Source organism: Candidatus Koribacter versatilis Ellin345 (assembly GCF_000014005.1).
GTDB classification, from domain to species: domain Bacteria; phylum Acidobacteriota; class Terriglobia; order Terriglobales; family Acidobacteriaceae; genus Korobacter; species Korobacter versatilis_A.
The window spans coordinates 1,609,666-1,635,274 of the sequence record NC_008009.1; the positions used below are offsets into that span (position 1 = coordinate 1,609,666).

13 protein-coding genes are annotated in these 25,609 nt (G+C 59.5%); 8 read left to right on the top strand and 5 right to left on the bottom strand.

Going from position 1 to position 25,609, the window contains the following annotated elements; genetic code table 11:
* The first annotated feature begins 204 nt into the window (after window positions 1-204).
* Window positions 205-2,448 (top strand): hypothetical protein, encoded by a 2,244-nt coding sequence (locus tag ACID345_RS25200; RefSeq protein WP_011522138.1) that lies wholly within the window; start codon window positions 205-207, stop codon window positions 2,446-2,448.
* Window positions 2,449-2,717: 269 nt separating this feature from the next.
* Here ACID345_RS25200 and ACID345_RS06870 read toward each other — a convergent pair whose 3' ends face one another.
* Window positions 2,718-4,850 carry a PP2C family protein-serine/threonine phosphatase gene (locus ACID345_RS06870; protein ID WP_011522139.1) on the bottom strand — a complete coding sequence of 711 codons (2,133 nt, stop codon included), beginning with the start codon at window positions 4,848-4,850 and terminating at the stop codon, window positions 2,718-2,720.
* Between the two features lie 199 nt (window positions 4,851-5,049).
* Window positions 5,050-5,250: a hypothetical protein gene (locus ACID345_RS06875; protein WP_041855512.1), complete on the bottom strand. Its 201-nt coding sequence runs from the start codon at window positions 5,248-5,250 to the stop codon at window positions 5,050-5,052.
* Between the two features lie 64 nt (window positions 5,251-5,314).
* On the opposite strand from ACID345_RS06875, the gene ACID345_RS06880 reads away from it, so the two are divergent.
* From ACID345_RS06880 to ACID345_RS06895, 4 genes are all read left to right on the top strand, one after another.
* A complete protein-coding gene (locus ACID345_RS06880) occupies window positions 5,315-6,112 on the top strand; it encodes a hypothetical protein (RefSeq protein ID WP_148210041.1) in 798 nt (265 codons plus the stop codon).
* Window positions 6,113-6,157: 45 nt separating this feature from the next.
* Window positions 6,158-7,093, top strand: a complete 936-nt coding sequence (trxB, locus tag ACID345_RS06885) for a thioredoxin-disulfide reductase (RefSeq protein WP_011522141.1) — start codon at window positions 6,158-6,160, stop codon at window positions 7,091-7,093.
* A gap of 228 nt (window positions 7,094-7,321) precedes the next feature.
* Window positions 7,322-8,242: a proline dehydrogenase family protein gene (locus tag ACID345_RS06890; RefSeq protein WP_011522142.1), complete on the top strand. Its 921-nt coding sequence runs from the start codon at window positions 7,322-7,324 to the stop codon at window positions 8,240-8,242.
* 102 nt (window positions 8,243-8,344) lie between these two features.
* Window positions 8,345-9,190: a SirB1 family protein gene (locus tag ACID345_RS06895; RefSeq protein WP_187148958.1), complete on the top strand. Its 846-nt coding sequence runs from the start codon at window positions 8,345-8,347 to the stop codon at window positions 9,188-9,190.
* 48 nt (window positions 9,191-9,238) lie between these two features.
* Here the strand turns inward: ACID345_RS06895 and ACID345_RS06900 are convergent, their stop codons facing one another.
* From ACID345_RS06900 to ACID345_RS06910, 3 genes are read right to left on the bottom strand one after another with little or no spacing between them, the layout of a single operon-like run.
* On the bottom strand, window positions 9,239-10,147 hold the full coding sequence (locus ACID345_RS06900) for a DUF3106 domain-containing protein (protein ID WP_011522144.1): 909 nt from the start codon (window positions 10,145-10,147) through the stop codon (window positions 9,239-9,241).
* Window positions 10,148-10,195: 48 nt separating this feature from the next.
* Window positions 10,196-10,660, bottom strand: a complete 465-nt coding sequence (locus tag ACID345_RS25205) for an anti-sigma factor family protein (RefSeq protein WP_049761770.1) — start codon at window positions 10,658-10,660, stop codon at window positions 10,196-10,198.
* Between the two features lie 35 nt (window positions 10,661-10,695).
* Window positions 10,696-11,292, bottom strand: a complete 597-nt coding sequence (locus ACID345_RS06910; protein WP_011522146.1) for an RNA polymerase sigma factor — start codon at window positions 11,290-11,292, stop codon at window positions 10,696-10,698.
* Window positions 11,293-11,914: 622 nt separating this feature from the next.
* Between ACID345_RS06910 and ACID345_RS06915 the strand changes: the two genes are divergently transcribed.
* The 3 genes from ACID345_RS06915 (at window position 11,915) to ACID345_RS06925 (ending at window position 25,598) form a co-directional block, all read left to right on the top strand.
* Complete coding sequence (locus tag ACID345_RS06915) at window positions 11,915-13,756, top strand: hypothetical protein (RefSeq protein ID WP_011522147.1); 1,842 nt, start codon at window positions 11,915-11,917, stop codon at window positions 13,754-13,756.
* A gap of 10 nt (window positions 13,757-13,766) precedes the next feature.
* Entirely contained in the window at window positions 13,767-16,151 is a 2,385-nt protein-coding gene (locus ACID345_RS06920) for a CHASE2 domain-containing protein (protein WP_011522148.1), read from the top strand.
* Between the two features lie 81 nt (window positions 16,152-16,232).
* Window positions 16,233-25,598, top strand: coding sequence for a CARDB domain-containing protein (locus ACID345_RS06925; RefSeq protein WP_011522149.1), 9,366 nt, complete (start codon window positions 16,233-16,235; stop codon window positions 25,596-25,598).
* Window positions 25,599-25,609 lie beyond the last annotated feature (11 nt).

Consider the following 25,609-nt stretch of genomic DNA (forward strand, 5'->3'; position numbering starts at 1 on the left):
GTGAAAATTGGTTCCCCGTGAAAGAAAATTCCGTCGCTATGGGCTGCGCGGATAAAGGATGGGGCAGTTGGAAGTGTTTGTGTGATTGGCGGGATTATCTGCTGGACATCGGATTCGCTTTCGGGCTAATCTCGCCAACCTTTCGGCCCTCGGACACCCCGGGCTCCCGCTCCATCCCTTATCTCACCTCATTGGGAGACTCCCATGCTCAGTCGGATCGCCTTTCTCTGCTCCTGCCTTGTGACTTGCCTTGTTTTTATGGGCCAGCAGCCTTCCGTTGAAGTGCCGCGGTTGATTCGATTTTCCGGACAACTTCACGGAAGCAGTGGGACGGTGGGGATCACGTTTGCGCTGCACAAGTCGCAGGAGGACAGCGCCACGCTGTGGAGCGAGACGCAAAACGTTACGCTGGCGGACGATGGCAAGTATTCCGTGTTGTTGGGTGCGACCACGGCCGGCGGCGTTCCGACGGAATTGTTCACCTCGGGCGAGGCGCACTGGTTGTCGATTCATGTCGAAGGGCAGGCGGAGGAGCGCGTGCTTTTGGTGAGTGTGCCTTATGCGCTGAAGGCGGCGGAGGCGGAGTCGTTGGGAGGACATGCAGCCGGCGACTTTGTGACCTCGCAGAACCTGGGAGCAGCGGTGCAGACGCAACTCCAACAGCTTTCGGCAAGTGGATTCAACGTGCGGAACAGCGTTGGCGTGAAGGGCAACGTGGTCACAGATATGGCGACGAACTTTACCGACAACAACAGTTCTCAAATCGTGTTGGTAACGCAGAACGGCGCGGGGAATGCACTGGTGGCGAATGCGATCACCGGCAACGGTCTACAAGGTTCGACGGCGAATGCCGCAGCTTACGGCGTGGTGGGCATCAACACCGCGGCGAGCGGAACCGCGGTGGGGATGCGCGGAACTACGGGCTCCGCGGGTGGCATCGCGGTGTATGGAACGTCGAACGCGACCAGCGGCACGGGCACGGGAGTGAAGGGAATCTCGGCGTCACCGAACGGGTATGGCGTGTTCGGACAGAATTCGTCGCCTACGGGGGCAGCCTATGGGTTCCGCGGCAGTTCGGCTTCGACGGGCGGGGTTGCAATCTACGGGACGGCAACGGCGACGAGTGGGACGACGAAGGGGCTGGTGGCGTCGGTGGCGAGCGTGGACGGCATTGGCGCGGTATTTCAGAACACGAATAGCAGCGGGAAATTGCTGAGTGGGCAATCGGGGTCGGCGAGCACGGAAGTGTTCAGCGTGGCCGGCAATGGCGACGTGACGACGCAAGGCGGATTCAAGGCGCCGGGCAACACAACGAACTACATCGGCGGATTGTTGGGAGTGCAAACGACAACTCCGAACGCGCAGATAGATGTAGAGGGAACAGGCAACCTCGGAATCCTTGCCCAGAAATCGTCATGCGCGGCGATCGTGGCGGCCCTGCCGTCGACCTCGAGTGTTACCTGCTCGACCATATTTGCAAAGAACGGCGCGTCGGGTGCGGCGCTTTACGCAGAGAGCACGGGAACCGGTCCGTCCATTCATGCGGAAAACGATACGACCACGGCGTCGGGGGTGGGTATCGAGGCGGTGACAAATTCCGAAAGCGTGCTGCCGCTCCGGCTCGTCAACTCGGGCGGCGGCCTTTTGATGGCAGGCTACGCATCGAATTCCAGCGCGGTTAGAACTTTCTCGATTGACAGCCAGGGCGATGCGGATGCGGCTTCCATTTTTGCGGAGAGCAGCACTTCGATCGCTCTCGAGGGCATATCTGAAGCCGCAAGCTTTGCTACAGGTGTTTATGGCGAAGCCTTCGGCTCTACCTCTCGAGGGGTTGAGGGCTACAGCGATACAGGGTATGCCGGGTATTTCAACGGAAACGTTTATGTGAGTGGCTCGGTGAGCAAATCCGGCGGGAGTTTCAAGATCGACCATCCGCTGGATCCCGCGAACAAGTATTTATCGCACTCGTTCGTGGAAAGCCCGGACATGATGAATATCTACAACGGCATCGCGGTGCTGGATGCGCGCGGCGAAGCGGTGGTGACCATGCCGGAATGGTTCGAGGCGCTGAATCGGGACTTTCGTTATCAACTGACATCGATGGGTGCGTTCATGCCGGTTTACGTGGCGGAGGAGATTTCCGGGAACCGGTTCAAAATCGCCGGCGGAAAACCGGGGAAGAAGGTCTCGTGGCAGGTGACGGGTATACGTCACGATGCGTGGGCGAATGCGAATCGTATCCCGGTGGAAGAAGAAAAAGCCGGCGAGGAGCGAGGGACCTATGTTCATCCGCAGCTGTTTGGACAACCGGAGAGCGCCGGGGTGGATTACAAGCGGCAGCAGGCCAGGAAGGCGGAGGCAGCAAAACATCGCGCGCTTAAGAATGTGCCGACGGAGGAGAAGAAAGTTGTGATGCAAACCAGCCTGCAAACCGCGAAGCCGAACTGACGCGATCTCCCGTTCCGCTAGCCCATGCCCAGGTCGTCGGAGCTTTCGAGAGGGGTGCCGCAGACGCGGCAGATTTGGGAGGAGCAGTCGCCACAGGTTAGGGGATCGTGAACTTCTTTGGCGCAGTGGGCGCAGTAGAAGAGGGCGGGAGTGGGGTCGTGCGGATTGGGTGCGTCAGACATAAGGACGACACGCAGGGGCTGAAGCCCAAAGCTATTGTAGGCCGATTCGGCACGACTGAAGTCGTGCCCTGATACAAAGCAAATACCTTAGCGGGCGCGGGCGAGGACGACGGTGATGTCGTCGGGTTGTTCGGCGCCGCCGATCCAGTCGGTGACGGCGGTGATTACGGCGTCGGCGATACGGGGCAACGGGAGGCTGGAGTGTTCGCGGACGATTTGGGCGAGACGTTCTTCGCCGAATTCGCCGAACTCATTTTCGGGTTCGGTGACGCCGTCGGAGTAAGCCACGATGATGTCGCCGGAACTGAGCTCGACGTGCTCGTTTTCATAGCTTACGCCGCCGAAGAGACCGACAACCATGCCGCCATCACCCAGCTTGCGATAGGAGCCGTCGGCGCAGACGAGGAACGGGGGCAGGTGTCCGGCGTTGGAGTAGGTGAGGCGCTTGCGATGGCCGTCGTAAAAACCAAGGAACATGGTCGCGTACTTGGACGCGGGCGTGGAGCGGAACAGCTGTTCGTTGAGCAGCGCGAGCAGCGTCGCCGGCGGCAGGTGATCGCCAGAAGCGGTGAACACAAGTTGCTGCGTTCCGACCGCGGCGCCCACCTTGGCTTCCGCCAGCGCTTCTTCAATCGTGTAGGCGCGGACGAAGGCGTGCACCGTGGCCATGAGGAGCGCGGCGGAAATTCCTTTGCCGCTGATGTCGCCGACGGCAAGGCCGATCTGGTTGTGGCCGAGTTGGAGGAAGTCGTAGTAATCGCCACTCACGGTGCGGGCCGGGCGGCAGACGCCGTGCATTTCGAGCGACTCGGATTGACTGACCTCGCGGGGGAAGAGCAGGGCCTGGACTTCCTGCGCGATGGCGAGCTCGCTTTCGAGCTTCTGCTTTTCTTTCTGCTCCAGGATAAGCGCCTCGATGGAGGTGGTCATGGAGTTGAACGCGCCCTCGAGGGCGGCGAGCTGGTCCTTCGAGCGCACCTGGATGCGGTGGTGGAAGTCGCCTTTGTTGATGTGCTCAGTGGCGTTGTAGAGCTCGGCGACGCTGCGGGTGATGGTGCGGGTAAGTCGCAGGCCGATAAATAAGGCGATCAGCTCGATGACGAGGAGGAAAACGGCGATGACGCTAAGCGCGGTGAGGAAGATGGAAGCGTTCTTCCCGATGGCTTCGAAGAGCCGACTATAGAGCTGGAAGAGGCGGGTTTGCACCGAGATGTAGCCGTCGCGCCTTTTGCCGTCGGTCCAATCGGTCATGCTGAGGAACGTGCCCCAGGTGAGCTTCCAGTCGTACCAGGCAGCGGGAGTCGGGACGTCGCCGGCCTGGACCAGCGCATCGAGCCCGCGTTCCGGTTCAACGAAAGAGAAATTGGTCTGTTCTTTGCCGTCCTGATTGTAGGAGACGGTTGAGCCTTGGGTGGGCGCGCCGTTTGCTCCTACCGGGACAGGACCCACGGTCAGGAATCCAAGGTTCTGCGCGACGTTCGCAAGCATTTCGCGATTGAGCGGGACACTGCTGACCAGAGTAAGTTCGTCATTGCCGATCTTGCTCCGCGAAACGCTGCGCAGGAAGATCATGTTATCGGCGAGCGTTATCGCGGCGAAGCCATTCTTCGCGTGGTCGGGGACGGCGATGGGTTGGTCGGTGGCACTGCCTTGCAGAAGGTATCCCTTGCCGCGATACCAGAGGGAGACCTGACGGCTGGGAAACTCTCGCGATGCGATATCGCGGTCAACGATGTCCTTATAGTCCTGTTCGATGCGGCCGGTGCGGACCAACGTCTTGGCCCCGCCCATGAGGGTGTGGTTCGCCGCGGTGAGACGGCGTAGTTCGATGTTGAGGTCCTTGCTGGCGAGGTCGGCTGCGAATTGGCCGACGAAGAGCCAGCCGGCAAGGAAGAGCATCAGGCCGATGAGAATGACGGGAGCGGCACCGATAAAAACGTAAGTTACCAGCAGGCGGTTGCGCAGGCGCCAGAGCAGGTGCTGCTTGGTCCAGCGCAGGACCCAGGCAAGCGCGAAGCAGCCTACGATTAAGGTGAAGAAAGTAAGCCAGCCGCCCGCGAAGTCGGACTGGGGCTTGAAGAATTTCGTCGCGCGGCGAATGAGCCAGAGGGCGAGATCAATCAGGACGAGGTAGGTCGTCCAGCGGGCGAGCTTGGTCTGCGGATACCAGCCTTTGAGTATCAGCCGATCTTGGAGGTCGCGAAGTAGTGATCTCTTCATGGTCCTTGGGTATTGGCCGACGTGCGTGTCAACGGATTATATCGTCCGGAAGGCGGGAGTGGTGGGGCTTGCGCTCCGGCGGAAACAGCAGATCCCACGTCGGGCTGGCGCCCTCCTCTGGATGACAAGAGAGGGTGGTGCGGGGGATGGGGCAGTGGGGCTTGCGCCGGCAGGAACAGCAAATCCTTCGTCGCTGCGGTCAGATCTCCGGGTAGAAGTCGAAGAAGGCTTCGAGGCTTTGGCGCAATTGGCGCTCGATTTCCTCTTTGGAGCCTTCGAGCAGGTGCATGGTTACGCGGGCCTGGTTGCCGTTCTTGAGTTGGATGGGGGCGTCGCCGATTTCGGTGATTTCGTCGGAGGGTAAAAGGCGCATTCCGTATACGAGAGCTAAGTTCGCCATAAGACATTTTAGCTGTGGAAAGCAGGGTTCCGGCAGCCGCGTAAAACGGATAGAATTCAGAGTAGTGAACAGACCTCTTTTTCTTACTGCGCTGCTCCTTACTTCCGTTGCCGTGGTTGCCCAGGGCCCTTCGCAGGCGCCCACGCCGGACGCGTCCCAGCAAATACCGTCGCAGCAACTCCCGACTCAGCCCGGCCAGCCACAGGTGAAGGTCAACTACCTGAACGTGTGCAATCCGACGGACGAAGAGACGAAGCAGATCCAGTCGGCGTTGTCGCGATTGCCGAAGGAGCCGAAGTTCGCGCGCGACTTTGAGATTTCGCGCGGACGCTCGACGATGGCACAGCAGGCGAACATTACGCAGGCGATGCCGGCGCCGTCGGAAGATAAGGACAGTCCAGTGTCGGACTGGGTGCGGGTGCGGCAGGAATTCGGGGCGATGTCGGCGTTTGCGAATGCGCAGTATTCGTTCACTACGGATGACCAGGGCGCGCTTGAGAACCTGGTGTTCCGGCTGCGCGATCCGAAGGAACTGGTGCAGGTTTCGCTGTCAGACGCGGTGACGACGACGAAGTCGCCGAAGGAGATCCTGGCGACGGACACGCCGGTGGACCGTATCCGGTTGGAGCGCTTTGGGAAGTCGTCGGTGGTGCTGGCGCGGTGTCCACAGGGCGACCAGACCAAGTACAACTATCTGTTCGATACCGCGAGTTCGATCTTCTCGAATTATCGTACGGCGATGAACCTGCGCACCGTGGTGCCGACCGACATGTCACGGTTGAGCGGACCGGCAGCGAAGAAGCCCGCGGCTAAGTCCGCAACAACAGAGAAGAAGGCAACGCCCGCGCCGGAGAAGAAGTAGGGCAGTTGAATCGAAAACAGCCTCTCGGGAATCAAACGAAAGCTTATGACTGACAACGTACGCAACACGGTGATCCTCGGCTCCGGGTGTTCCGGGCTGACGGCCGCCATTTATGCAGCCCGCGCCAACCTGAAGCCGTTGCTGATCCAGGGGCACGAGCCCGGCGGTCAGTTGTCTATGACGACGCTGGTGGAGAACTTTCCCGGCTGGCCGGAAGGCATCCAAGGGCCTGAACTTATCGAGAACATGCACAAGCAGGCAGAGAGGTTTGGAACCGAGTTCCATACCGGCCACTTGCATAGTGCCGATCTTTCGAAGCGTCCGTTTGAGCTGCACATGGGAAAAGAGACGATCCTGACCAAGACGCTGATTATCGCGTCGGGGGCGTCGGCGCGCTGGCTGAATTTGAAGAGCGAGCAGGAACTGATTGGGCATGGCGTGTCGTCGTGCGCAACGTGCGATGGCTTCTTCTTTTCCGGCAAAGAGATTTCGGTGATCGGCGGCGGCGATTCCGCGATGGAAGAGGCGCTGTTCCTCACGCGCTTTGCGACCAAGGTGCATTTGATCCATCGTCGCGATGCGTTCCGGGCGTCGAAGATCATGCTCGACCGCGCACGCAAGCACGAGAAGATATCGATGATTACCGATACAGTGGTCGAGGAAGTGCACGATCCGGCGCAGAAGGAAGTGACCGGCCTGACGTTGCGCAATCTGAAGACCGATAAGGTGTGGGACCTGCCGGTGTCGGCAATGTTCCTGGGGATCGGGCATCATCCGAATGCGACCGCGTTTGGCGATCAGTTAGACAAAGACGCGGACGGGTATCTGATCACGAAGGATTATGTGTTCACCAAAGTCCCGGGCGTATTTGCGAGCGGCGACGTGCAGGACCGGCGGTATCGGCAGGCGATTACGGCTGCGGGGTCGGGATGCATGGCGGCGATCGAGGCGGAGAGGTTCCTGGAAGAGCACGGCGGGTAATCAACTTTTAATCCACAGAGGCCGCATGGTGCGGCCTTTAATTTTTGCATCCGCTGGTAAAATATAGAGTTTGCGTTGGGGCGCGGAAGCGGTCTGTACGGATGACCCAAGGGTTTGTGACGTGCGTCATGTCGCGCGGCGACGCAGAAGTGGTACAAAAGTCAGTCGTACTTATAACTGTATGCTTTTATTTTCGCCTTCCTGCCTGCGCTTTCCTACGAGGAACTCATGTTAAGAGCCGTCTTTATCGGGCTATCCGAGAACAAATCCCTGCGTCATTTTGCCGAGAGCTCGGCGATGGGCCGCCGCATGTCATCGCGCTTTGCGGCTGGACTGGAAGTAAAAGATGCCGTCGCGGCAGCGAAGAAGCTGAATGCGATGGGCGCCACCGTGAGCATCGATAACCTCGGCGAGAACGTGACCAACGCCGCCGAAGCACGCGAGAGTGCAAAGCTCTATCACGACATGCTCGATGAGCTTTCGAAGGACGGACTGAAGGCGAACATCAGTTTGAAGCTGACCCACATGGGACTGGATGTGGACCCGGCGCTTTGCCACGACCTGGTCTCCGAGCTGGTGGACCACGCGGTGAAGATCGACAATTTCGTCCGCATTGATATGGAAGGCTCACCCTACACGCAAAAGACACTCGACTTCGTACATGAGCTGCATCGGATTCCTGGGCACTCGGGACATGTGGGCGCGGTGATCCAGTCTTATATGCGGCGCGCAGAAGCTGACGTCGAGAAGCTGTTGTCGGAGCGGATTCGCATACGCCTGTGCAAGGGAGCTTACAAAGAGCCGGCGGACATCGCATTCCAGCAGAAGTCGGAAGTGGATGCGAACTATGTGAAGCTCGCCAAGACACTGATCAAGAGCGGCGTGTATCACGGGATCGCGACGCACGATGAGAACATCATCAACGAACTGAAACAGTTCGCGAAGGCAGAGAGCATTCCGGCTTCGGCGTTTGAGTTCCAGATGCTTTATGGCGTGCGGCGCGGCTTGCAGGAACAGCTGATTAAAGAAGGCTGGGGACTGCGGGTGTACGTACCATTCGGGACGGAGTGGTATCCGTACTTTATGCGGCGACTGGCGGAACGTCCGGCGAACGCGTTGTTTATCGCTAAGAATATGTTCCGGAATTAGGTTGGACGGAACGTGCCTTTTGAGCAAACATAGGGTGCTTTTTCGGCTCGACTAAAGTCGTGCCCTTTCGCCAAATTCTGCTAACCTTGCGCCATGCAGGTGGTGGGGACGAGGTCGGTTACTGAGGAGTTTATTGCGCTCGTCCGCGCGGAGATCGAAGACGATCGCATTGACCTTCTGCACGCTTCGCTGACCATCGCGCGCACCGAATATCCCAATCTCGACATTCGCAACTACGTCACGCGCGTCGAGGCGCTCGCTTCGAAGGTGCGCAGCCGGCTCTCGCCGGAAGCTTCGACAATTGAGACGGTCAATACACTCAACCATGTGATGTTCCACGAGATGAACTTCCGCGGCAACCGCGAGGACTACTACGACCCGCGCAATTCATTTCTCAATGATGTGATCGAGCGGCGCCTGGGGATTCCGATCACGATGTCGGTCCTTTATATGGAAGTGGCGCGGCGCGTGGGATTGCCGCTGGTGGGCGTCGGCATGCCGGGACATTTTCTGTTGAAGGTGTACGACGTTGAGGGCCGGCAGATTCTGATTGATCCTTTCAATAACGGCTCGATGCTGAATGCATCGGAGTGCGAGCAGCGGATGAAGGAAATCTACGCCGGGGAAGTGCGGTTCAAGCCGGAGTTTCTGCTGCCGGTGAGCCGCCGCCAGATCCTGACACGCATGCTGAATAATCTGCGGCACATTTATATGACGGTGCGGCAGTTCCGGAAGACATTGGCGATTGTCGACCTGGTGGTGGCGATTTATCCGCGCTCGCCGGAGGATGTGAAGCAGCGCGCCATGTTGCGGTTCAGCGTGGGGCAGTTGGCGGGATCGTTACGCGATCTTGAGCAATATTTGAAGATGAGCCCGGATGGGTCGGATGTGGATGAACTCAAGCACATGGCGATGAGTATTCGGAAGACGATGGCGACGTGGAATTAGCGCAGCAAAAAGCCCGGCACTCGGCCGGGCGTTCCTAAAAGATAAATCTCAGGGTTGGTGCGGCAGGCTACTGTTGATGTCGGTCATGTTCTTGATGACATCGCGTTCCTGCGGCGTGTACTTGTTCTGGAAGTCAGGGCTGTTCATGACCTGTTGACGCGCTGAGGGCGGCATTCCACGCAAGCGTCTATAGGCGCTGTTGACCTGCTGCTGGCGGTCGGCAGGCATGGACTTCAACTGGCCATAGGTGGCGCGCGCCTGCTGTTTCTGCGCGTCGTTGAGATGGCCCCAGGCGTCCATACGATTGACGATCTTTTGCTGCTGCTGCGGCGTCTTGCTGTTGAACTGATTCAACTGCGTTTTGTAGTGCTGCTGCTGTTGCGGGGGCAGTTTCTTGAAGTTGGGATCGCTCTCGAGCGCATGCTGACGCTGCTGTTCCGGCATTGTGCTGTAACGGCGTAGAAAGTCTCCGGAGTGCGGCTGGTTGCCGCTATGGACGTCGCGCGGAGTACCGATTGTGGGCGGATGTGGAACCGACGACTGCACATTGCCGACCATTGGTTTGGGCGACTGGTTTAGCGGCGGTCGAGGAACATCATGCTGCGTTGCCTGCGGCGGACGAGGCACCGACTGCGCCTGCGCCGAACGGGCAGAATTCTCTGGCGGATGCGGCACCGAAGAGTTTGCCGGGCGTTCGTAGGTGTTCGGCGGAGTGTGAGGCGCCTGGTTTGGCGTGGAGTACGAGCGCGGCGTCGCGTACATCGGTGCATGCTGCGCCTGGCGTTCCTGGCGCATCTGCTGATGTTCGGCCTGACGCTCCTGATGTACCTGCTGATGCTGTGGAGCGGATTGGTGCGGAGGCGGCGCGGCGTGTTGCGGAGCGGCCGGGTGCTGCTGGCCCGCCCACAGAGGGAGGGCAGCGACCAGGACCATCGCGAATTGTGTGGCGCTCCGCATGTTTGCCTCGTTCATCCCGCTGCTGATGCCGCGGGCTACTCTCAAAACCTACTCGGCTGTTCCGGCGCTTTGATCGTCGTTGGTTGGATCATCGTCCAACGCGGCGAAGTTGTTAATTACTTCCTGATCTTTGTCGAGCGTCTGAAGGTCCTGGATTACCGGATCGGATGCGACGACCTGCGGATTGCCAGGGTTCTGCTTATCGCGAATCTGAATGGTGCCGTAAACACCTGCGCCGATTACGAGTGCGAGTGCCGCCGCGGCGGCCATCGCGGGCTTGCGGAACCAGTCGAAGATCGAGACTTTCTTCTCCGCGGCTTTGGCCTTCTCCTCACGGAGCAGGGCCTTTAGCCGCGTATCGAAGAACGGCGATGGCTCAGGTGCTTGCCACTCGTCCATCAACGCCATCGTCTGTTTCATCTCTGCCAGCTCAGCCGTGCACGCGGGACAGCCCGTGAGATGCTGGTGCACCTCGGGCGCCAGCGGAGCTTCCGCTGTCATTAACTCGAACATTTGCTCTCGAATCTCTTCACACTTCATATCAACACCTATAAGTACTGCTTCAAGCTCTCGCGCAAACTTTCATAGGCGCGGAAGAGTAATGATTTGGTCGCCGACTCGCTCAACTTCAGAACTGCGGCGATCTCTTTGTAATCCATATTCTGATACTTATGCATGAGCACTGCCATGCGTTGCCGCTCCGGCAGACCTTCTACTACTTTGCGGATCGCCGTCATCCGTTCGTTGCGGAGGATTTCCTGCTCCACCGTCGGACGGCTGTCCGCGACATCCATTGTGCTCCCGCTCTCTTCGTCTGGCTCGTCGAGGCTTACCTGGGCCTCGGCGCGCTCGTGCTTGGTGTCGCGGGCGTTGTTCACGGCCAGGTTAGTCGCAATGCGATAAAGCCAGGTAGTGAACTTCGCGCTCGCCTCATAGCTCTCGCGAGAGCGATACACGCGCAAGAATACTTCCTGCGCTAACTCTTCAGCAGTGGCCTGATTGTGGGTGGTCCGATACATGAAACTGATGATCGGCCGGCGGAACTTATCGACGAGGTAGTCGAAGGCGGCGTCGTCGCCCTGCGCAACGCGAAGCATGACTTCTGCGTCGCTCAGTTGCTCCAGCACAACGGGCTCTAATGCCATTCGTTCACGCTCAGCCGAAAGTTTCCTATCGCGTCCGTCCGCGTTTCCACGCGGGGCGGCGCTGATACCCGGAAGCCCGCGACTTATGGCAAGACTGCTCACATCAAGATGAACCCAACATGACGGCGAAAGTTTCGCCCTCAAAAGGGATATCGCGACGTAAACCTTTGTGCCGTCGGCACGTAACCGGGGTGCAGCAGCTCCGGATTCCGGGTATTCGGGAACCGGGGTCGTCTCGCCATTATGCACTGCGACAGGGACTTCCGGCGATGGTGCGGCGGGGGAGGAAAACGGCGGGGAACATGGTTCGTTACGGAAGTAGGTGTAAATGATTGTCAGGAAAGGAACTTACACTTGAGTGCCGGAGAGAGGCCGGATTTGCCGCTAAGGTGGAGGGTAATTTTGTCGCTAATATCCACAAAATAATTGACTTACCTAAGTAATGTAGTAAGCTTCTACTCACTTTTTCCCCAGGCTGCAGTGCCGAAGCGGACTGCCTTCCCCCAAGTGCCGCCAGGTGTAGTTCCGTCCCCGAATTTCCCCAGGGTTTTGCGTTGTCGCAAGTGCAAGTTTTCTCCCTAAGTGTTGCTTGTAGCAGGCTTTTCGGACAGGTGGGGTTTCAATGTCAAAGCTTCTTTGTCTCCTTTGTAGTGTGCTGCTTGCGGGAACGGCAGCCGCGCAATCGTCGTCCCAGCCACCGCAGTCGCAGTCGCCGACCCAGACTGGTACCGGGCAGCCCTCGGCTTCGTCTACGGACCCTTTGCAGGCGCAACAGAACCCGTTGAGCACGGCGCAGCGGACGACGGACGCGACCAGCAGCACGCCGAAGAGCACGTTCGACGTCTCGACGAGTTCGTCGGGCGGTCAGGACCAGATGATGGGCGAGCTCCGGATGATGATCCGGAACACGGAACTTGGCGGCGACACGACGCAGAGTTTCCTGAGCCCCGGCGCCAACACGTTTGGCGAAGTGAATTTCTTCGAAGACAAGAAATTCCTCACCACGCAACGAATCCAGATCCTCGCCATGGTGCGTGGCACCAACGACTACAGCATTGATCCGGAAACCACCAGCCTGCAAAAGGCGTACGTCCGCATCTACGGTCCGCGTGATGAGTACATCGTGGGCGACGCGCTGATGAACTTCTCGCGGCTCTCGCTGCAACAGAACATCAAGGGCGTGGCGACGTCATGGAAGCTTGGCGACAAGTGGAAGCTTTCGCTGATCAACGGCATTTACATCGACCGTTACGGCTCGCTGTACAAGGACGTCCTGTCGCGTCCTTATATGTCGTGGGTAGACGGCGCGCGGCTGGAATACAAGCTGAACAAAAATTCGATCATCGGCGCGAACTTCGTGAGCAGCGAAGACAAGACAGATTCGCTGCCCGACCAGCCGGTAGGCTTTGCGCCATGGCCTGCGAGCAACCGCCTTGGGACAGTGGACGGGCGATTCAATATCAACGGCCTGCGCATCGATTCGGAAATTGCGTATTCATGGACGGACTTCGATAAGCGGCAGTCGAGCAATTGCGAAATCTCCTGTGACAGCAACCAGCCGGAGCCGGAGCTGGGTTACCAGGGCGATTGGGCAGGACGCGTCGAGGCGATTTACCGTTACCACAAGTTCACATTCCGCGGCGCCTACGCGCGCTATGAGCCGAACTTCGCGTCGATCCAGGCGCGGCAGATCCCCGATTTGCAGGATATGGTCGCGCGCGTGACCTACGACGTGAATGACTACATCACGCTCGATGGCACGGTGCGCCGTGCGAATGACGACCTGAAAGAACAGCTTCCCTACGAGACGCGGCTGCTGGGACCGGAAGCGCGCGTTTCCTTCCACAACCTGCCGTTTTACACCCGCGGCATTTTCGATGTGGGATATCGCTACCGCGATACGCGTTCGAGCGATAGCGTGTCCGTGAGTCGCACGCTGAGCGCGCCGTTTGCCGAGTTCACCATGCCGTACCACTCGACCTACTTCAGCATTGGATACGAGCGCCGTGGCGTGACTGATTACGTGCAGCTGGGCGACACCGGTTACACCAACCGCGTGTACGTGGCTTTCCGCGGGATTTACGACGTGGGCGGCTGGCACTTGAACCCGATCGTGCGCTTTGAACTGGAGCGCCAGTCGCACGAGCCGCAATGGCCGGTCAACCCCATCCTGGCGTACGACACCAACCGCTTGAACACGATTGGACTGTTTATAGAAGCGCCGAAGTGGTTCATCGCCGAGATGGGCTATCGCAATTCTGACGCGACGCTGTATGGGCCCAACGGATTCAATCGTCCGAGCTACAAGGCAGCGCTGACGTACAAGGTGCGCAACGACCAGAACATCCTGCTGATCTTCGGGTTCGAGCGCAACACCAACGACTTTGCCGCGCTACTGCCGTATGACGAACGCGTGTATGGCGTGACGCTGGATTACAAGTTCGGAAAGAAAGCGCAGCGGTAGAGATTAAGCCATGATGCACGACGTCAAAAGGATCGCGAAGGTTGTCGCCGTAAAGGCGATGCGCCTGTTCGCGCTCGTTCCCGCGTGGGAAGTGGATGCGGTAATCGCCGTGGTGGTGACGGCGGGAGCGCTGGCGCTCTACCTGGCGGTAGCGCGGTACCAGGAGCGTACGGGCTTTTCATTCATCGGGAATATCGAACTACGCTCGCTGGATGCGCGCTTTGAAATGCGTGGCTCCCGACAGACCGATTTGGACATCGTCATCATTGGAGTGGATGAAAAGACTCTACGGAAGACGGGATATCCGATTCCTCGTCGTGCCTACGCATCATTGGTGAACAAGCTCGCAAGCGCCGGCTGCAAAGTCATCGGATTCGACTTGGATTTTCCGACAGCAGAAAACAACTCGGCCCTTGATGTTCTGAACCGGCTGAAGGGGCAGGCTGGCGCGCACACATCGCCGGAGTTCATGAGTGAAATCGACAATCAGATCGCGTCCTCAGATAACGACGCTGCGTTCGGCGAAGCCGTAGCTAAGGCAGGAAACGTCATTCTCGGGCACGTCTTTCTCGACAGCCAGCAGAAGGCGCAGTCGTTGTCTTCTCAGGAAGCGGAAGACTATTACAAGCTCCTCTGGGACCATCCGTTTCCGCAGACCCATCCGTATCCGGACGGAGCGAACTTCTCGCCTGCCGATGCGTTCATGCGACAAAAGGGCAACACGGTCTTCGGAGTCGAGCCGAACATTGCGAAAATCGCCGAACGCGCGAAGTCGATTGGTTATTTGGATACGGTGTTCGACGCCGACGGTACGATTCGGCGAGTACCGCTCCTGATCTACTACAAAGACCTGGATTTCGTGCCCCCTATCGAAATCGAAATGTTGCGTTATCTCGAGAATATCTCGATTGACGATTCAAACGCATTCATCGGGCAGTCTGGCGTCCATGAAATCAGACTGGGGGCGCACGCCATCCATCCTGCCAAGGACGGCACGGCCCTCATCAACTATGCCGGTCCTTACAAGACGTATCCGCACTATTCGCTGGCCGATGTCCTGACGGGAGAAGTCTCGCCAGCGACCTTCCATAACAAGATTGTGTTCGTGGGTCCCACGGCAAAAGGCATGGGCGATATGCGTATCACGCCATTTTCCACGCCGGAAGCCGCTTACATGGGAGTCGAAATCCACGCCAACGTTTTGGATAACCTCCTGCACAGCGAAAATCCGCGCCGTGGTTTCCTGAAGCGCGGAACGCGTGAAGAGACGGTCGACCTTGTCGTGATCCTGTTGTTTGGCATAGGCGGCGGCATTCTCTTCGCGAAGACGCCTCCGTTGCGCGCCGGCATCGCGGCTCTGTCAATTCTTGGTGGTTTTGCAGCGGTCGCGTTCATTGTTTTTGCTCTGTTCGGCATGTGGATTTACGTTGTGATTCCCGCCGCAACCGTCGTCATCGACTACGCTGCGATTTCCAGCTACCGCATGATCTTTGAAGAGCGCGAAAAGCGGAAAGTCCGCAAGACTTTCGAGCGTTACGTCGCGCCGGGCGTCATCAAGCTGATCGAAGAGAATCCTGAAAAGTATTTCCGTACTGGCGGCGAGATGCGCGAGTTGACGGTGATGTTCTCGGACATCCGCGGATTCACCGAGATCTCTGAAGGCCTGACGCCGGATGAACTGGTGCATTTGCTCAATCGCTACCTCGGCGACATGACGGGCGTGATCTTCGAATCCCTCGGCACCCTCGATAAGTACATTGGCGACGCCATCATGGCGTTCTGGGGATCGCCGGTGCCGCAGTCGGACCATGCGTATCGCGCGTGCGAGACCGCACTGAAGATGAGCGTTGCCCTCAACGATCTGAACCAGCGACTGACGCATGAAGGCAAGAAGACGCTGAAGATCGGCATTGGCATTAACAGTGGCCAGATGAACGTCGGCAACATGGGTTCCGAATTCCGTTTCGCCTGGACGGTGATGGGCGACAACGTGAACCTCGCCTCTCGTTTGGAAGGCCAGACCAAGGCGTACAAGACGATGCGGCTGATTACGGAATTCACCTATGAAGAGGTGAAGGACCAGATGGTCTGCCGCCAACTCGATGTGATCCGCGTACAGGGCAAGGAAAAGCCCGTTGCCATTTACGAGCTGATGGATTTCGTTCGCAGCAAGGACCAATACGAAGACTTGCTGGCGCACTTCAACGCTGCGCGCGATGCCTATATCCGGCAGTCGTGGAGCGAGGCGATCACATTGTTTGAAGGGCTGCTGGAGCGGTATCCGGAAGATGGGCCGTCGATCGTGCTCCTGGATCGTTGCAAAGAGTTTCGAGTTTCGCCGCCATCGCGCGATTGGGATGGCGTTTATACGACGAAGAAGGAAGCAGTGCATTAAGACCCGAGGCCCGGTCGTACGACGACCTGGCCCATGCAAGTAGCTGCTGATTTGAAGTTGAAGAGACAGAGGGTGTCATCCATGAATCGTTGGTCGCGAATCGTTTGTTCCGTCATCGCTGTATCTGGAATGTGTGTCCCCGCAATTGCCGGTGACGCGCCCACACCCGGCACCAAGGCCGGAAGTGTGACCGCGCTGCTGCCGGTAGCGCACGTGAGCCGCGTGGTGAACAAGGCGAACGTGGTCAAGGACGCCGCGAAGGGCGACGACGTTTATTGGAACGACGTGGTGCGCACAGAAAAAGGCGGACGCGCCCGCATTACGCTCAACGACCAATCCATCCTCTCGCTGGGTTCGCAGGCCGAACTCCACGTCATTAAGCACGACGCTAAAACGCAGCAGACCCAACTCGAATTGACTTACGGCCGTGTGCGCGCGGAAGTCACCACCGTCACCAAGGATGGCGGCAGCTTTGAAGTGAAGACCCCGACGGCAGTCGCCGGCGTTATCGGCACTACGTTCGGCGCGGAATCTACGGTTGGCGAATCGAAGTTCCTTTGCATGGCGGGCATGGTCAACGTCCGCAGCGCCGACCCGGCAGTTCCGGGCGTGACGAGTTGCGAACCGGGCAAGGTGATTACGATCGGCGCAGGCAAAGCTCCCGTAAAGCGCAACGCAACGCCCGAGGAGTATCAGAAGTGGTATGCCGACACGGAAACTGCGGTGATCACGGGAATGTGGCCGTGGGCGCTGGTTCCGGGCGCAGCGGTGGATGCCAAGGCGACCGGAAACCACCTGGATGGCGTGACCTCGGTCAGTTCTTCGGATTCGTCCATCGCGGTAACGTTGAAGCCTTCGACGGCTGCGAATTCAGTGGGCCTGCACGTCGCAGTAAGCGCCACCACCAAGCCCGGCGCGTACATCTTTACCTTTAAGAAGACGGGCGGCAGCGAAGCTTCCACCGTCTTCCTCGTGCTCGGAACTCCGGGCTCGATGGACGACATTGATTCGATGTTGAACGACTACCTCGAGACGATCGAGGAAGAGCGCCACGCTGCACTCGCCGCATTGAATGCAGTTCAGCTGCAGTTGCAGCAATCGGCCGATATGGCCAACGGCGCGCTCACTGCCGCGAACACAAATGCGAAGCCGCCTCTCGATTTGACGAAGACGTCTGCCGACATCCAGAACAACGCCAGCAATCTGCAGGCAAACCTCGCCGACGCGCAATCGAAGGTCAATGCTGCGTTCGATGCAGCTAAGAAAGACTTCACTAATCGCTTCAACACTGCCGTTGCGGCCTTGAAGACGCGCAACGCGAGCGGCAAGCCGGATGATGAATTCCGTTCGTCCGTGTCGGCTGCTTTCTCCGATGTGAACGCGACCGCGAACAGTGCCGTCGCCAGCCTGGTAGATGCGTTACAGGACCAGGCAACGCAACTCGCGGCTTTGATCGCAGAGCTTGAGCAGCAAGAGATGGCGCTGATCGCCGCGAACACGCCGGCGAACACGATTCCTGCGCAGGCGGTTGAGCAGGCGTACGCCGCAACCTTCGCCGCCGGTCCGCTTGCCTCTGGAGGCGGTCCGTACAAATGGGAGGTCTGCGATGGGGCATACAAATCAACCAGCGCAGGCAAGGCAATTCCTGCTGGAGCCCCGGGTTGCAATGCGCTGCCCGGCTATGTGAGTGCCACTCCCTCGTTCACGGTGGATACCTGCGATCTGAAGCCCGCAAGCTACGTGGTGCGTTTCACCAACGGCGACAAGGCTTATGAGAGCACGCTGGGCATCATCAAACCGGCGTACGACGATCCGCTCACGCGTCTCCAGGGCATGGCGCAAGCGTATGACGCGCTGCTACCCGACATTTTCATGGAGTACTTCGACCCGGTGAACTTCCCGGGCTACTCGCAGTTGTCCGAGAACATTCGTCGCACGATGCAGAGCCTGACCAGCATGAACATCCACCTCATCGTGGATGATATTGCGGTCAACTGTAACGAGGCGAGCGTTCGCGCGGAGTGGCAGGAGAATTACAGCTTCCCGCAGTCGCCGAAGAACATTCAAAAAACGACAGGCGAAGAGATCAACGTAAAGTTCCTGCGCACGCCGGGTAAAGGCTGGTACATCACCGAACTCAACGGCGACAACGGAACGGTGCAGGGCATTCCGCCGGGACCGGTGTTGACCGATGCGCCGACGGCGCAGCTCACGGTGTTGAATGTGAACGTCGCAATCTCGCCGACGAGCGGAACGGTTCGCCGCGCCGCCGCGAGCGCGGTGCCCACGGTTCCTCTCGGGCCGGTGAGTTTCACGGCAACGGTGAGCAATACCGGCAAAGCCGATGTCACGCTGCCCGTGGCAGTGCAGTTCTTCTTGCTCGACGACAAAGGCACGCAACTCGATCTCCAGAACTCGACACTGCCGCCTCCGCTGAAAGCGGGTACGTCGGCGGACATCAACCAGGTCCTGACGATTCCGTCGTCGGTACCGGGCGGAGCGGTCCTCACCATCGGTGTACGTGTGAACCCGAACTGTACGATTCCGGTGCAGCGTTGCGACTCCAGCAATCTGACGAAGTTGCAGGTGGAAGTCGGCGCAGTGGATATGTCGCCGACGAAGATCGCGGCAGTTTCGCCGCTGGTTGGAACGGTTGCGGGAGAAGTGCGCGTGACCGTGAGCAACCTTGGCAAACAGGCATCGCCGGCGACGACCGGGAACCTGGTGCTCACTAGCCCGTTGTTCTCGGGCAGCGTGAAGGCCGATATTCCTGCGATTCCGGCGGGTGGTGCAGTGAACGTGGACATTCACACGCCGGCGCTGCCGAACGTTTCCGGTTCGCAGAATTTCACTGCGACGATTACTCCGCCAGTGACGGGCGACATTGACACCGGCGACAAGACGATCACTTCCGCGCTACCGGTTGCGACCGCGGTTGATATTGCGATTCTGAGCGTTACGCCAACGGGCTCGCTGGTTGGCACATCGAACGCGACGTTCAACGTGCAACTGAAGAACCTCGGCGCGGCGACCTCGGTGGGGAACGACGGCGATCTGGCCCTGACGGAAGGCACAGGTACTCCGGTTGCGCTGGGTGCGGGCGATATCCCGAACATCGCGCCGGGAGCAACGGCCACAGTGGCGATTTCGGTGGCTCTGCCCAACATCAGCGGCAGCACGACATTCACGGCGCACATCGCGACACCGATTACTTTTGATACGAACGCGGCCAACGACACGCTTGCGGTTTCGATCCCGGTAACGACCGGTGTGGATATCCAGGTCGTGAGCATTACGCCTACCGGCGGACTGGTGGGCACGTCGCCGGCGACGTTCAACGTAGTGTTGAAGAACCTGGGTGGCGCGACTTCGGCTGCAGTTGCGTCGGATTTGACGGTGAGCGATACCAGTGGCGCCGCGATCCTGCTCGGCACGTCCGACATTCCATCCATCGGTCCAGGCGCGAGCGTGACCGTGCCGGTGACCACCACGCTGCCGAACATCAGCGGCACAACGAAGTTCACGGCACAAATCGTTACACCGATCCCGGGCGACACTGACTCGGCGAACGACACGCTGACGGTCTCATTGCCAGTCGGCGCGGGCGTGGACATCCAGGTGGCGGCGATCTCGAGTTCTTCCTCGCTGGTGGAAAGCCAAGCGGGGACGATCAATGTCACACTGAAGAACCTTGGCGGATCTGCGTCCACGGCTACGACAGGGAACTTGATCCTGACGGGTCCCTCGGGCCCGGCGCTAGCAACCGGCGACATCCCGTCCATCGCGGCGGGTAGTTCGACCGTTGTATCGCTGGCGATCACGGTGCCTGCGTTGTCAGGCGCGACGAACTTCACGGCGAAGATCAGTCCGGCGGTTCCGAACGATGGAAACCCGGCTAACGATACGTTGACCCAGAGCCTCACCATTCAGCCGGCGGTTGATATTCAAGTTGTGAGCATCACCGGTTCTGGCCTTGTCGAAGGCCAGCCGGCAACGCTCAGCGTGACGCTGAAGAACCTTGGTGCAGGCACGTCGGCGGCGACGACCGGCAACCTCAAACTGAGCGGGCCGTCGGGTTCGCTGGGAACGGCAAGCATCCCCGCAATTGGACCGGGAGCTTCGACCACGATTCCAATCGCGGTCACACTGCCGGTTGCGACCGGCGCGACGAGCTTCACGGCAACGATCAGCCCGGCGGTTCCGCTGGATACTGACTCGGCAAACGATACATTAACCACGAGCCTCACGCTGGCGACCGCCGTGGACATCCAGGTTGTTTCGCTGACGAACGGTTCGGTCATCACGGAAAACCAGCCGAGCACGTTCACCGTCACGTTGAAAAACAACGGCGCAGTCGCGTCGTCGGCGACGACGGGCAACCTGTTGTTGAGCGGTCCGTCTGGTCCGGCGCTTGGATCGGCGAATATTCCGTCCATCGCTGCCGGGACTTCAATCACGGTGCCGATCACGGTGACGATCCCGACCCTTACCGGCGCGAACAACTTTACGGCCGCGATCAGTCCGGCGGTGCCGCTCGATCTGAATGCGGCCAACGACTCGCTGACGGTAAGCTTCACGGTTCTGTCGAGCTACGTTGATCTCAAGATGACGGGGCTGAGCGTTTACGGAGGCGGCTCACTGAGCTCCGGCAATGCTTATGTGCTGACCATCTCGGTCCAAAACAATGGCAATCTTGCCTCTGGCACGGGCGACACACTGTCTTGCGGAATCACCGGGCCGGGTTTCAGCGGTACGGTACCGCTGACACTTTCGACCACGGCGTTGGTCTCGCTGGCGCCAGGCGGCACCACGATGACCTCACCGAGCTTCACCATGCCGAAGAACCTGGCTGGTTCGGACACCATCACTTGTACCGCGAGTGAAGATCCGAACGAGCCATCAGGCCTTGTCGCCGACAACACCAGGACCTTTGGAGTTACGGTGAACACAAATCTCAACCTGCACTTCAGCGGAACGCTGACGCCGCCAGCCGCGTTGCAGATGGGCAGCAGCGCGACGCTCTCCGTCACGGTTACGAACGATGGCCCAGATGACGCACCGGCCGCGAGCTACAGCTTGCAGGCGGGCATGGCGACCTTCAGCAACATTGGAACGCTGACGGGCACGAACATCGTTGCGATTCCGGCGACGACTTCGCACACGTATGCGCTGCCGATCACCGTCCCGCAACTTGGCACGGCGCCGCAGGACGTCAGCAACGTGACCGGCCAAGTGAACATCATTGATGGCACCGGCCTGACAGAAACCAATACGACCGACAACGTGATCACCACGACGTCGTTCCGCGTTCTCGACTTCACCCTCACCACGAGCGCTACGACTATGCTCGCAGTGACGGGACGCACGCTGAATGGCCAGGCGTATGTGGTTGCGCCGACGACGTACATCGGACTCTTCCCATCGTTTGCCGTGACTCCGACCGGAGTGCCTACGGGCATCACGGTGAATAAGAGTGGCGGCATGACCGGCACGGTGACGGCTGCGGCAGGGAACTACAGCGCGACCTTCAGTGGCAGTAGCGCAGGAGTGACGCACGCTGCCAGCGCAGCATTGCCATTCACTGTGCACGGCGAAATCAACTTCTCGCTGACCTCAGCGATCAACTTGACGCAGACGGGCACGGGCGTAGTGTTGGCCGGGACGCTCAATGGCGGCCTGCCGACGATCGCCGTCAGCACGCCGGCACCTCCAACCGGCATCACGATCGCGGGTCCGGCATCCATCAACGTGGGTGCGGTTCCGGCGACGATCAATGCCTGGACGCTTTCTGCCGATGCGACTTCAACCCTCGGCGCGGCGAGCATTAATCTCACCGCCACGGATAGTGGCGTGACCAATGCCTTCGAAGCGGTGCCTGGCAATACGGTCACGCTGCCGGTGGCCTACACCGTCGGTGGACTGTCGAACTTCGTTATTCAATCGGCGACGTTCGTAGGTCACGGTGCGGGTCCGAACTATGAGGGCGCGCAGGCACTGCAGGTGGGCGAAGCTGCTCAAATGCAAGTGGTAGTGAAGAACATTGGAGATGCCGACCCGCCGGCGGGCGCGACGGTTACGGTAAATATCGTTTGCTCCGCAAGCCCAATCTGCAACCTGGGCGGAACCAGCACCGCGGTCGCGGCACCCTTGAAAGGCGCCACTGCGACCTTGACGTTCTCGGTCGGCACGGTGAGCGATGCCGCAGCTACGGGATATCCGGGCACGGTCACGGTGACTCCGACCGGAGCAACCGAATTAAACTCGGGCGACAATACACTTGCGATGTCGTGGGACGTAGTGGACTTCGCAGTTGTGGCTCCGGCCTCGAATCCCACTTATCCAACGCAGAACATGCCGTTGAGCAAGACGAGCTTTGTTTATTACCAACTCACGGAAGCTGGCGGCACGACGGCATTCGCGATTCCAGTGGCAGTGACTTCGAGCGTCACCGGCGTTACATTGCCGGGCACGGTCAACGTGTCGCCGGGTACCGACCAGCAAGCGAACATTGCGGTGAGTGCCAGCACTTCATCGCCAAACGGTACTTTGGTCTTCACGGGCACGAACCATGGCGTGAAGCGGACGTACTCGCAACCGGTGGATTACTACACGGCGGCGATCGTCAGCACCACGCTGTTCTCAAATAGCTCCGCGCAGCCGTTGACCATTCCGCTCAATAATTCGAGCGGCGCGACGGTCGAATTCCAGATTCGTGGCAATTTCAACAACGCTGGAACGTCTGGGGCACCGTTGACGCTGGTTAATCCGATCGGGACTGCGATTACATTCCACTCGGGAACCACTGTCGTTTCGGCAGGGGACAACTTCGGCGTGATCGTGGCTGACCCGGCGACGACCACCATTGCTCCGCCGCGTAACTTCGACATCCAGGCCGCGATCCCCGCGACGATCCCGCAGGATACGCCCACGTATTCGCTGTGGGTTACCACAGTCGGGACTTCGAATCTGGCGGTGAGTTCGGTGGCGGTGCATAACACCGCGATTTCCATCGACTCCAAGCAGCCGTGGCTCGCGGGTGAAACCATCGCCTTCGACTTCACAGTGACCAACAACGGTTCGGCCGCGTCGCTGGGGGGCGAGACACTGCAGGCGTTCTTCAACAACACCGCGGTAGCGAGTACCGGGGTTCCAAACGCGACCGGGACCGTTCCTGCATTGGGTCCGGGCGCGAGCACGACTATAACGGTCAACCTCACGGCGCCTGACGCAGCACTTGCGGCAACTTCAACGTTGTCTGCGAGCGTGGTGCAGGACCCGCCAAACAAGGCAAATCCGGTGTTTACCAGCGCGCCGCTGGACAGTTCAGACTGGGGAATCTTCCTCATTCGTAGCGGCGGAAGCGACGCCTCGCCGCTGCAAATCATCTTTACGCCGGGCGCCGGTTACTTCGGACAATCGCCCTTCCAATTGCGCATCCCGTCATATGGCGGCTCGGTATTCCGCAACGGCGCGCCGAACGTGAGCAGTACGGCCATCGATCCCAACATCACGCAGAGTATTGCCCAAACTTCGGGCGCCATAAGCGGAAACGTGAATGAAACGCTCAGAAACACTGCCGCCACGAGCGACTTCTACTATGGCCAGGTGTCGGCTACGTATGGGAATGTGACTCGCAGTGCGACAGTGCACATCCAGTGGGCGGGCGGCGGCGCTGCGGGTGCGGTGAGCTTAACCTCGCCGGCCAACAACATTTCGCCGTCGACGGGAACGCCTCCCACGACGATTCAGATCAACGGTTACGTCGCCGAGTCCGAGGCCATCACCGGCAACAACGGGGCTTCGTGTACGCCTAGTGGAACGACGACGTGCCAGTTCGTATTGACCTTCACGCCGGATGCATCAGCGACGTCCTACGGGTCCAACGGCCTCGGGGCGGTGATGACGTATGGCACGGCGACCACGTACCAGTTCACGGCCAACATCAATCCGGCGAACGGCGTGCTGACAACCGGTTCCGGCAACATCGTCGCCAGCGTAACCGGTGCGCAGCCAACGTCAGCCGCGAAGCGCGCGGGCGCGGTGAAGAGCAACAGCGACCCGATCGGAACGCAGCAGTTCAACGTTGCGTTCAACGTCGGCGACATCAACGTCACCTTCCCGAGTTGCGTCGCGGTTCCGCCGGGCACCAGCCTTACGGTCCCGCTCACGTGGGCTCCGACCGGTGGCTTCAATGCGCCGCAGGTGCTCTATGAGTGGTTCGACCAAAACCTCAATCCGCTGCCGAGTTCGGTGATTACACCGGGGACTGCGACGGTCTCGCCGAGTGGCACGATCAACTTCAAGGTAACGAATAGTTCGGGCGGCACGAACACAACTGGACTCACGTACTACTTCGGCATCGAGCTGTTCAACAGCCAGGGCCAGGTCGGCGTGCAGCCTAAGTACATCCCGGTTACGTTCGACCTCACGTCTACGGGCGGCTACTGCCCGGCGACGTCACCGACCGGGACGGTGCGTGGAGGCGGAACTGCCAAGCCTGTCGCTTATGCCTCCGCTCCGACGTTGATTACCGGCTTCTACGGCAAGAGCCACGCGGGTGACTACGCATCGAAGGCCAGCGCGGCGAAGAAGACCCTGGCGCTGTTGCCAGACGTCCAGCTCTCAGCGAAAGACGTAACTTTCTCGCCGTCGCTACCGAAGAGCGGCGATACCCTCGACGTTCGCTTCCGCCTGAATAACACAGGCGCGGTGGACGCAAAGCAGGTACCGCTGGCTCTCGTAGTCAACGGCGTCACAGTCAGTAGCGATACCTTTGACCTGAAGGCCGGGGCGTCGTCACTGGGGGCGTTGCACTGGAACCTCGGTAAGCAGCCTGTGCCGGCAAACAAGGCTTCGGGGAACACCACGGCGCAACTCGTGGTGGATCCGCAGCACACGGTGCCGCAGGCAAGCACGGTAAACAAGACTGCAATGTTGTCGCATCTCGTCCTGCCGGGGACTGGTCCGGGTGTCGTGATTTCGCCGACCGGTTCTTCGTCGAAGATCGCACACTTCGAAGTCTCTGACGGCGGATGCGCGGGCTTGCGCTTCGCGGGCGGAGCTGGCGGCTGTGGCTCAGCGGATGCGGAGATCACGATTTCCGACCTCGCTGCCGGGAAGTATGTTCTCAGCGGCCGCAACGGCATTGCCGACCTCGGTGTGGGCAGGACGGATGCGTCGAATGCATCGTTCGGTTCGGAGGTGGCGATCGTCGCAGGCCACACGTACGCGGTGCAGTTGTCCGGCAAGAGCGTGGGGCTGTTCACGGTGCAGAAGATCCGCAATCCGAAGCAGCTCTCGATCAAGTCAGATAAGGTCTTCAACCGTGGCGTGAAGGTACCGGTGGGCAAGGGAAGCGGCGCGGCAACGACCGGCGATGTATCCGGCGGCGCAGCGAAGAAGTCCGACGCTTTCGTGTACTTCGACGTAGCCTACTCGGTGCAGTAAAATTCAGCGGC

Bases quoted from the DNA above. Each gene is read 5' to 3' on its own strand.
- ACID345_RS06920 (WP_011522148.1), top strand. From the start codon at position 13,767: ATGATGCACGACGTCAAAAGGATCGCGAAGGTTGTCGCCGTAAAGGCG.
- ACID345_RS25205 (WP_049761770.1), bottom strand. From the start codon at position 10,660: ATGTTCGAGTTAATGACAGCGGAAGCTCCGCTGGCGCCCGAGGTGCAC.
- ACID345_RS25200 (WP_011522138.1), top strand. From the start codon at position 205: ATGCTCAGTCGGATCGCCTTTCTCTGCTCCTGCCTTGTGACTTGCCTT.
- ACID345_RS06900 (WP_011522144.1), bottom strand. From the start codon at position 10,147: ATGCGGAGCGCCACACAATTCGCGATGGTCCTGGTCGCTGCCCTCCCT.
- ACID345_RS06890 (WP_011522142.1), top strand. From the start codon at position 7,322: ATGTTAAGAGCCGTCTTTATCGGGCTATCCGAGAACAAATCCCTGCGT.
- trxB (WP_011522141.1), top strand. From the start codon at position 6,158: ATGACTGACAACGTACGCAACACGGTGATCCTCGGCTCCGGGTGTTCC.
- ACID345_RS06875 (WP_041855512.1), bottom strand. From the start codon at position 5,250: ATGGCGAACTTAGCTCTCGTATACGGAATGCGCCTTTTACCCTCCGAC.
- ACID345_RS06925 (WP_011522149.1), top strand. From the start codon at position 16,233: ATGAATCGTTGGTCGCGAATCGTTTGTTCCGTCATCGCTGTATCTGGA.
- ACID345_RS06915 (WP_011522147.1), top strand. From the start codon at position 11,915: ATGTCAAAGCTTCTTTGTCTCCTTTGTAGTGTGCTGCTTGCGGGAACG.
- ACID345_RS06910 (WP_011522146.1), bottom strand. From the start codon at position 11,292: ATGGCATTAGAGCCCGTTGTGCTGGAGCAACTGAGCGACGCAGAAGTC.
- ACID345_RS06870 (WP_011522139.1), bottom strand. From the start codon at position 4,850: ATGAAGAGATCACTACTTCGCGACCTCCAAGATCGGCTGATACTCAAA.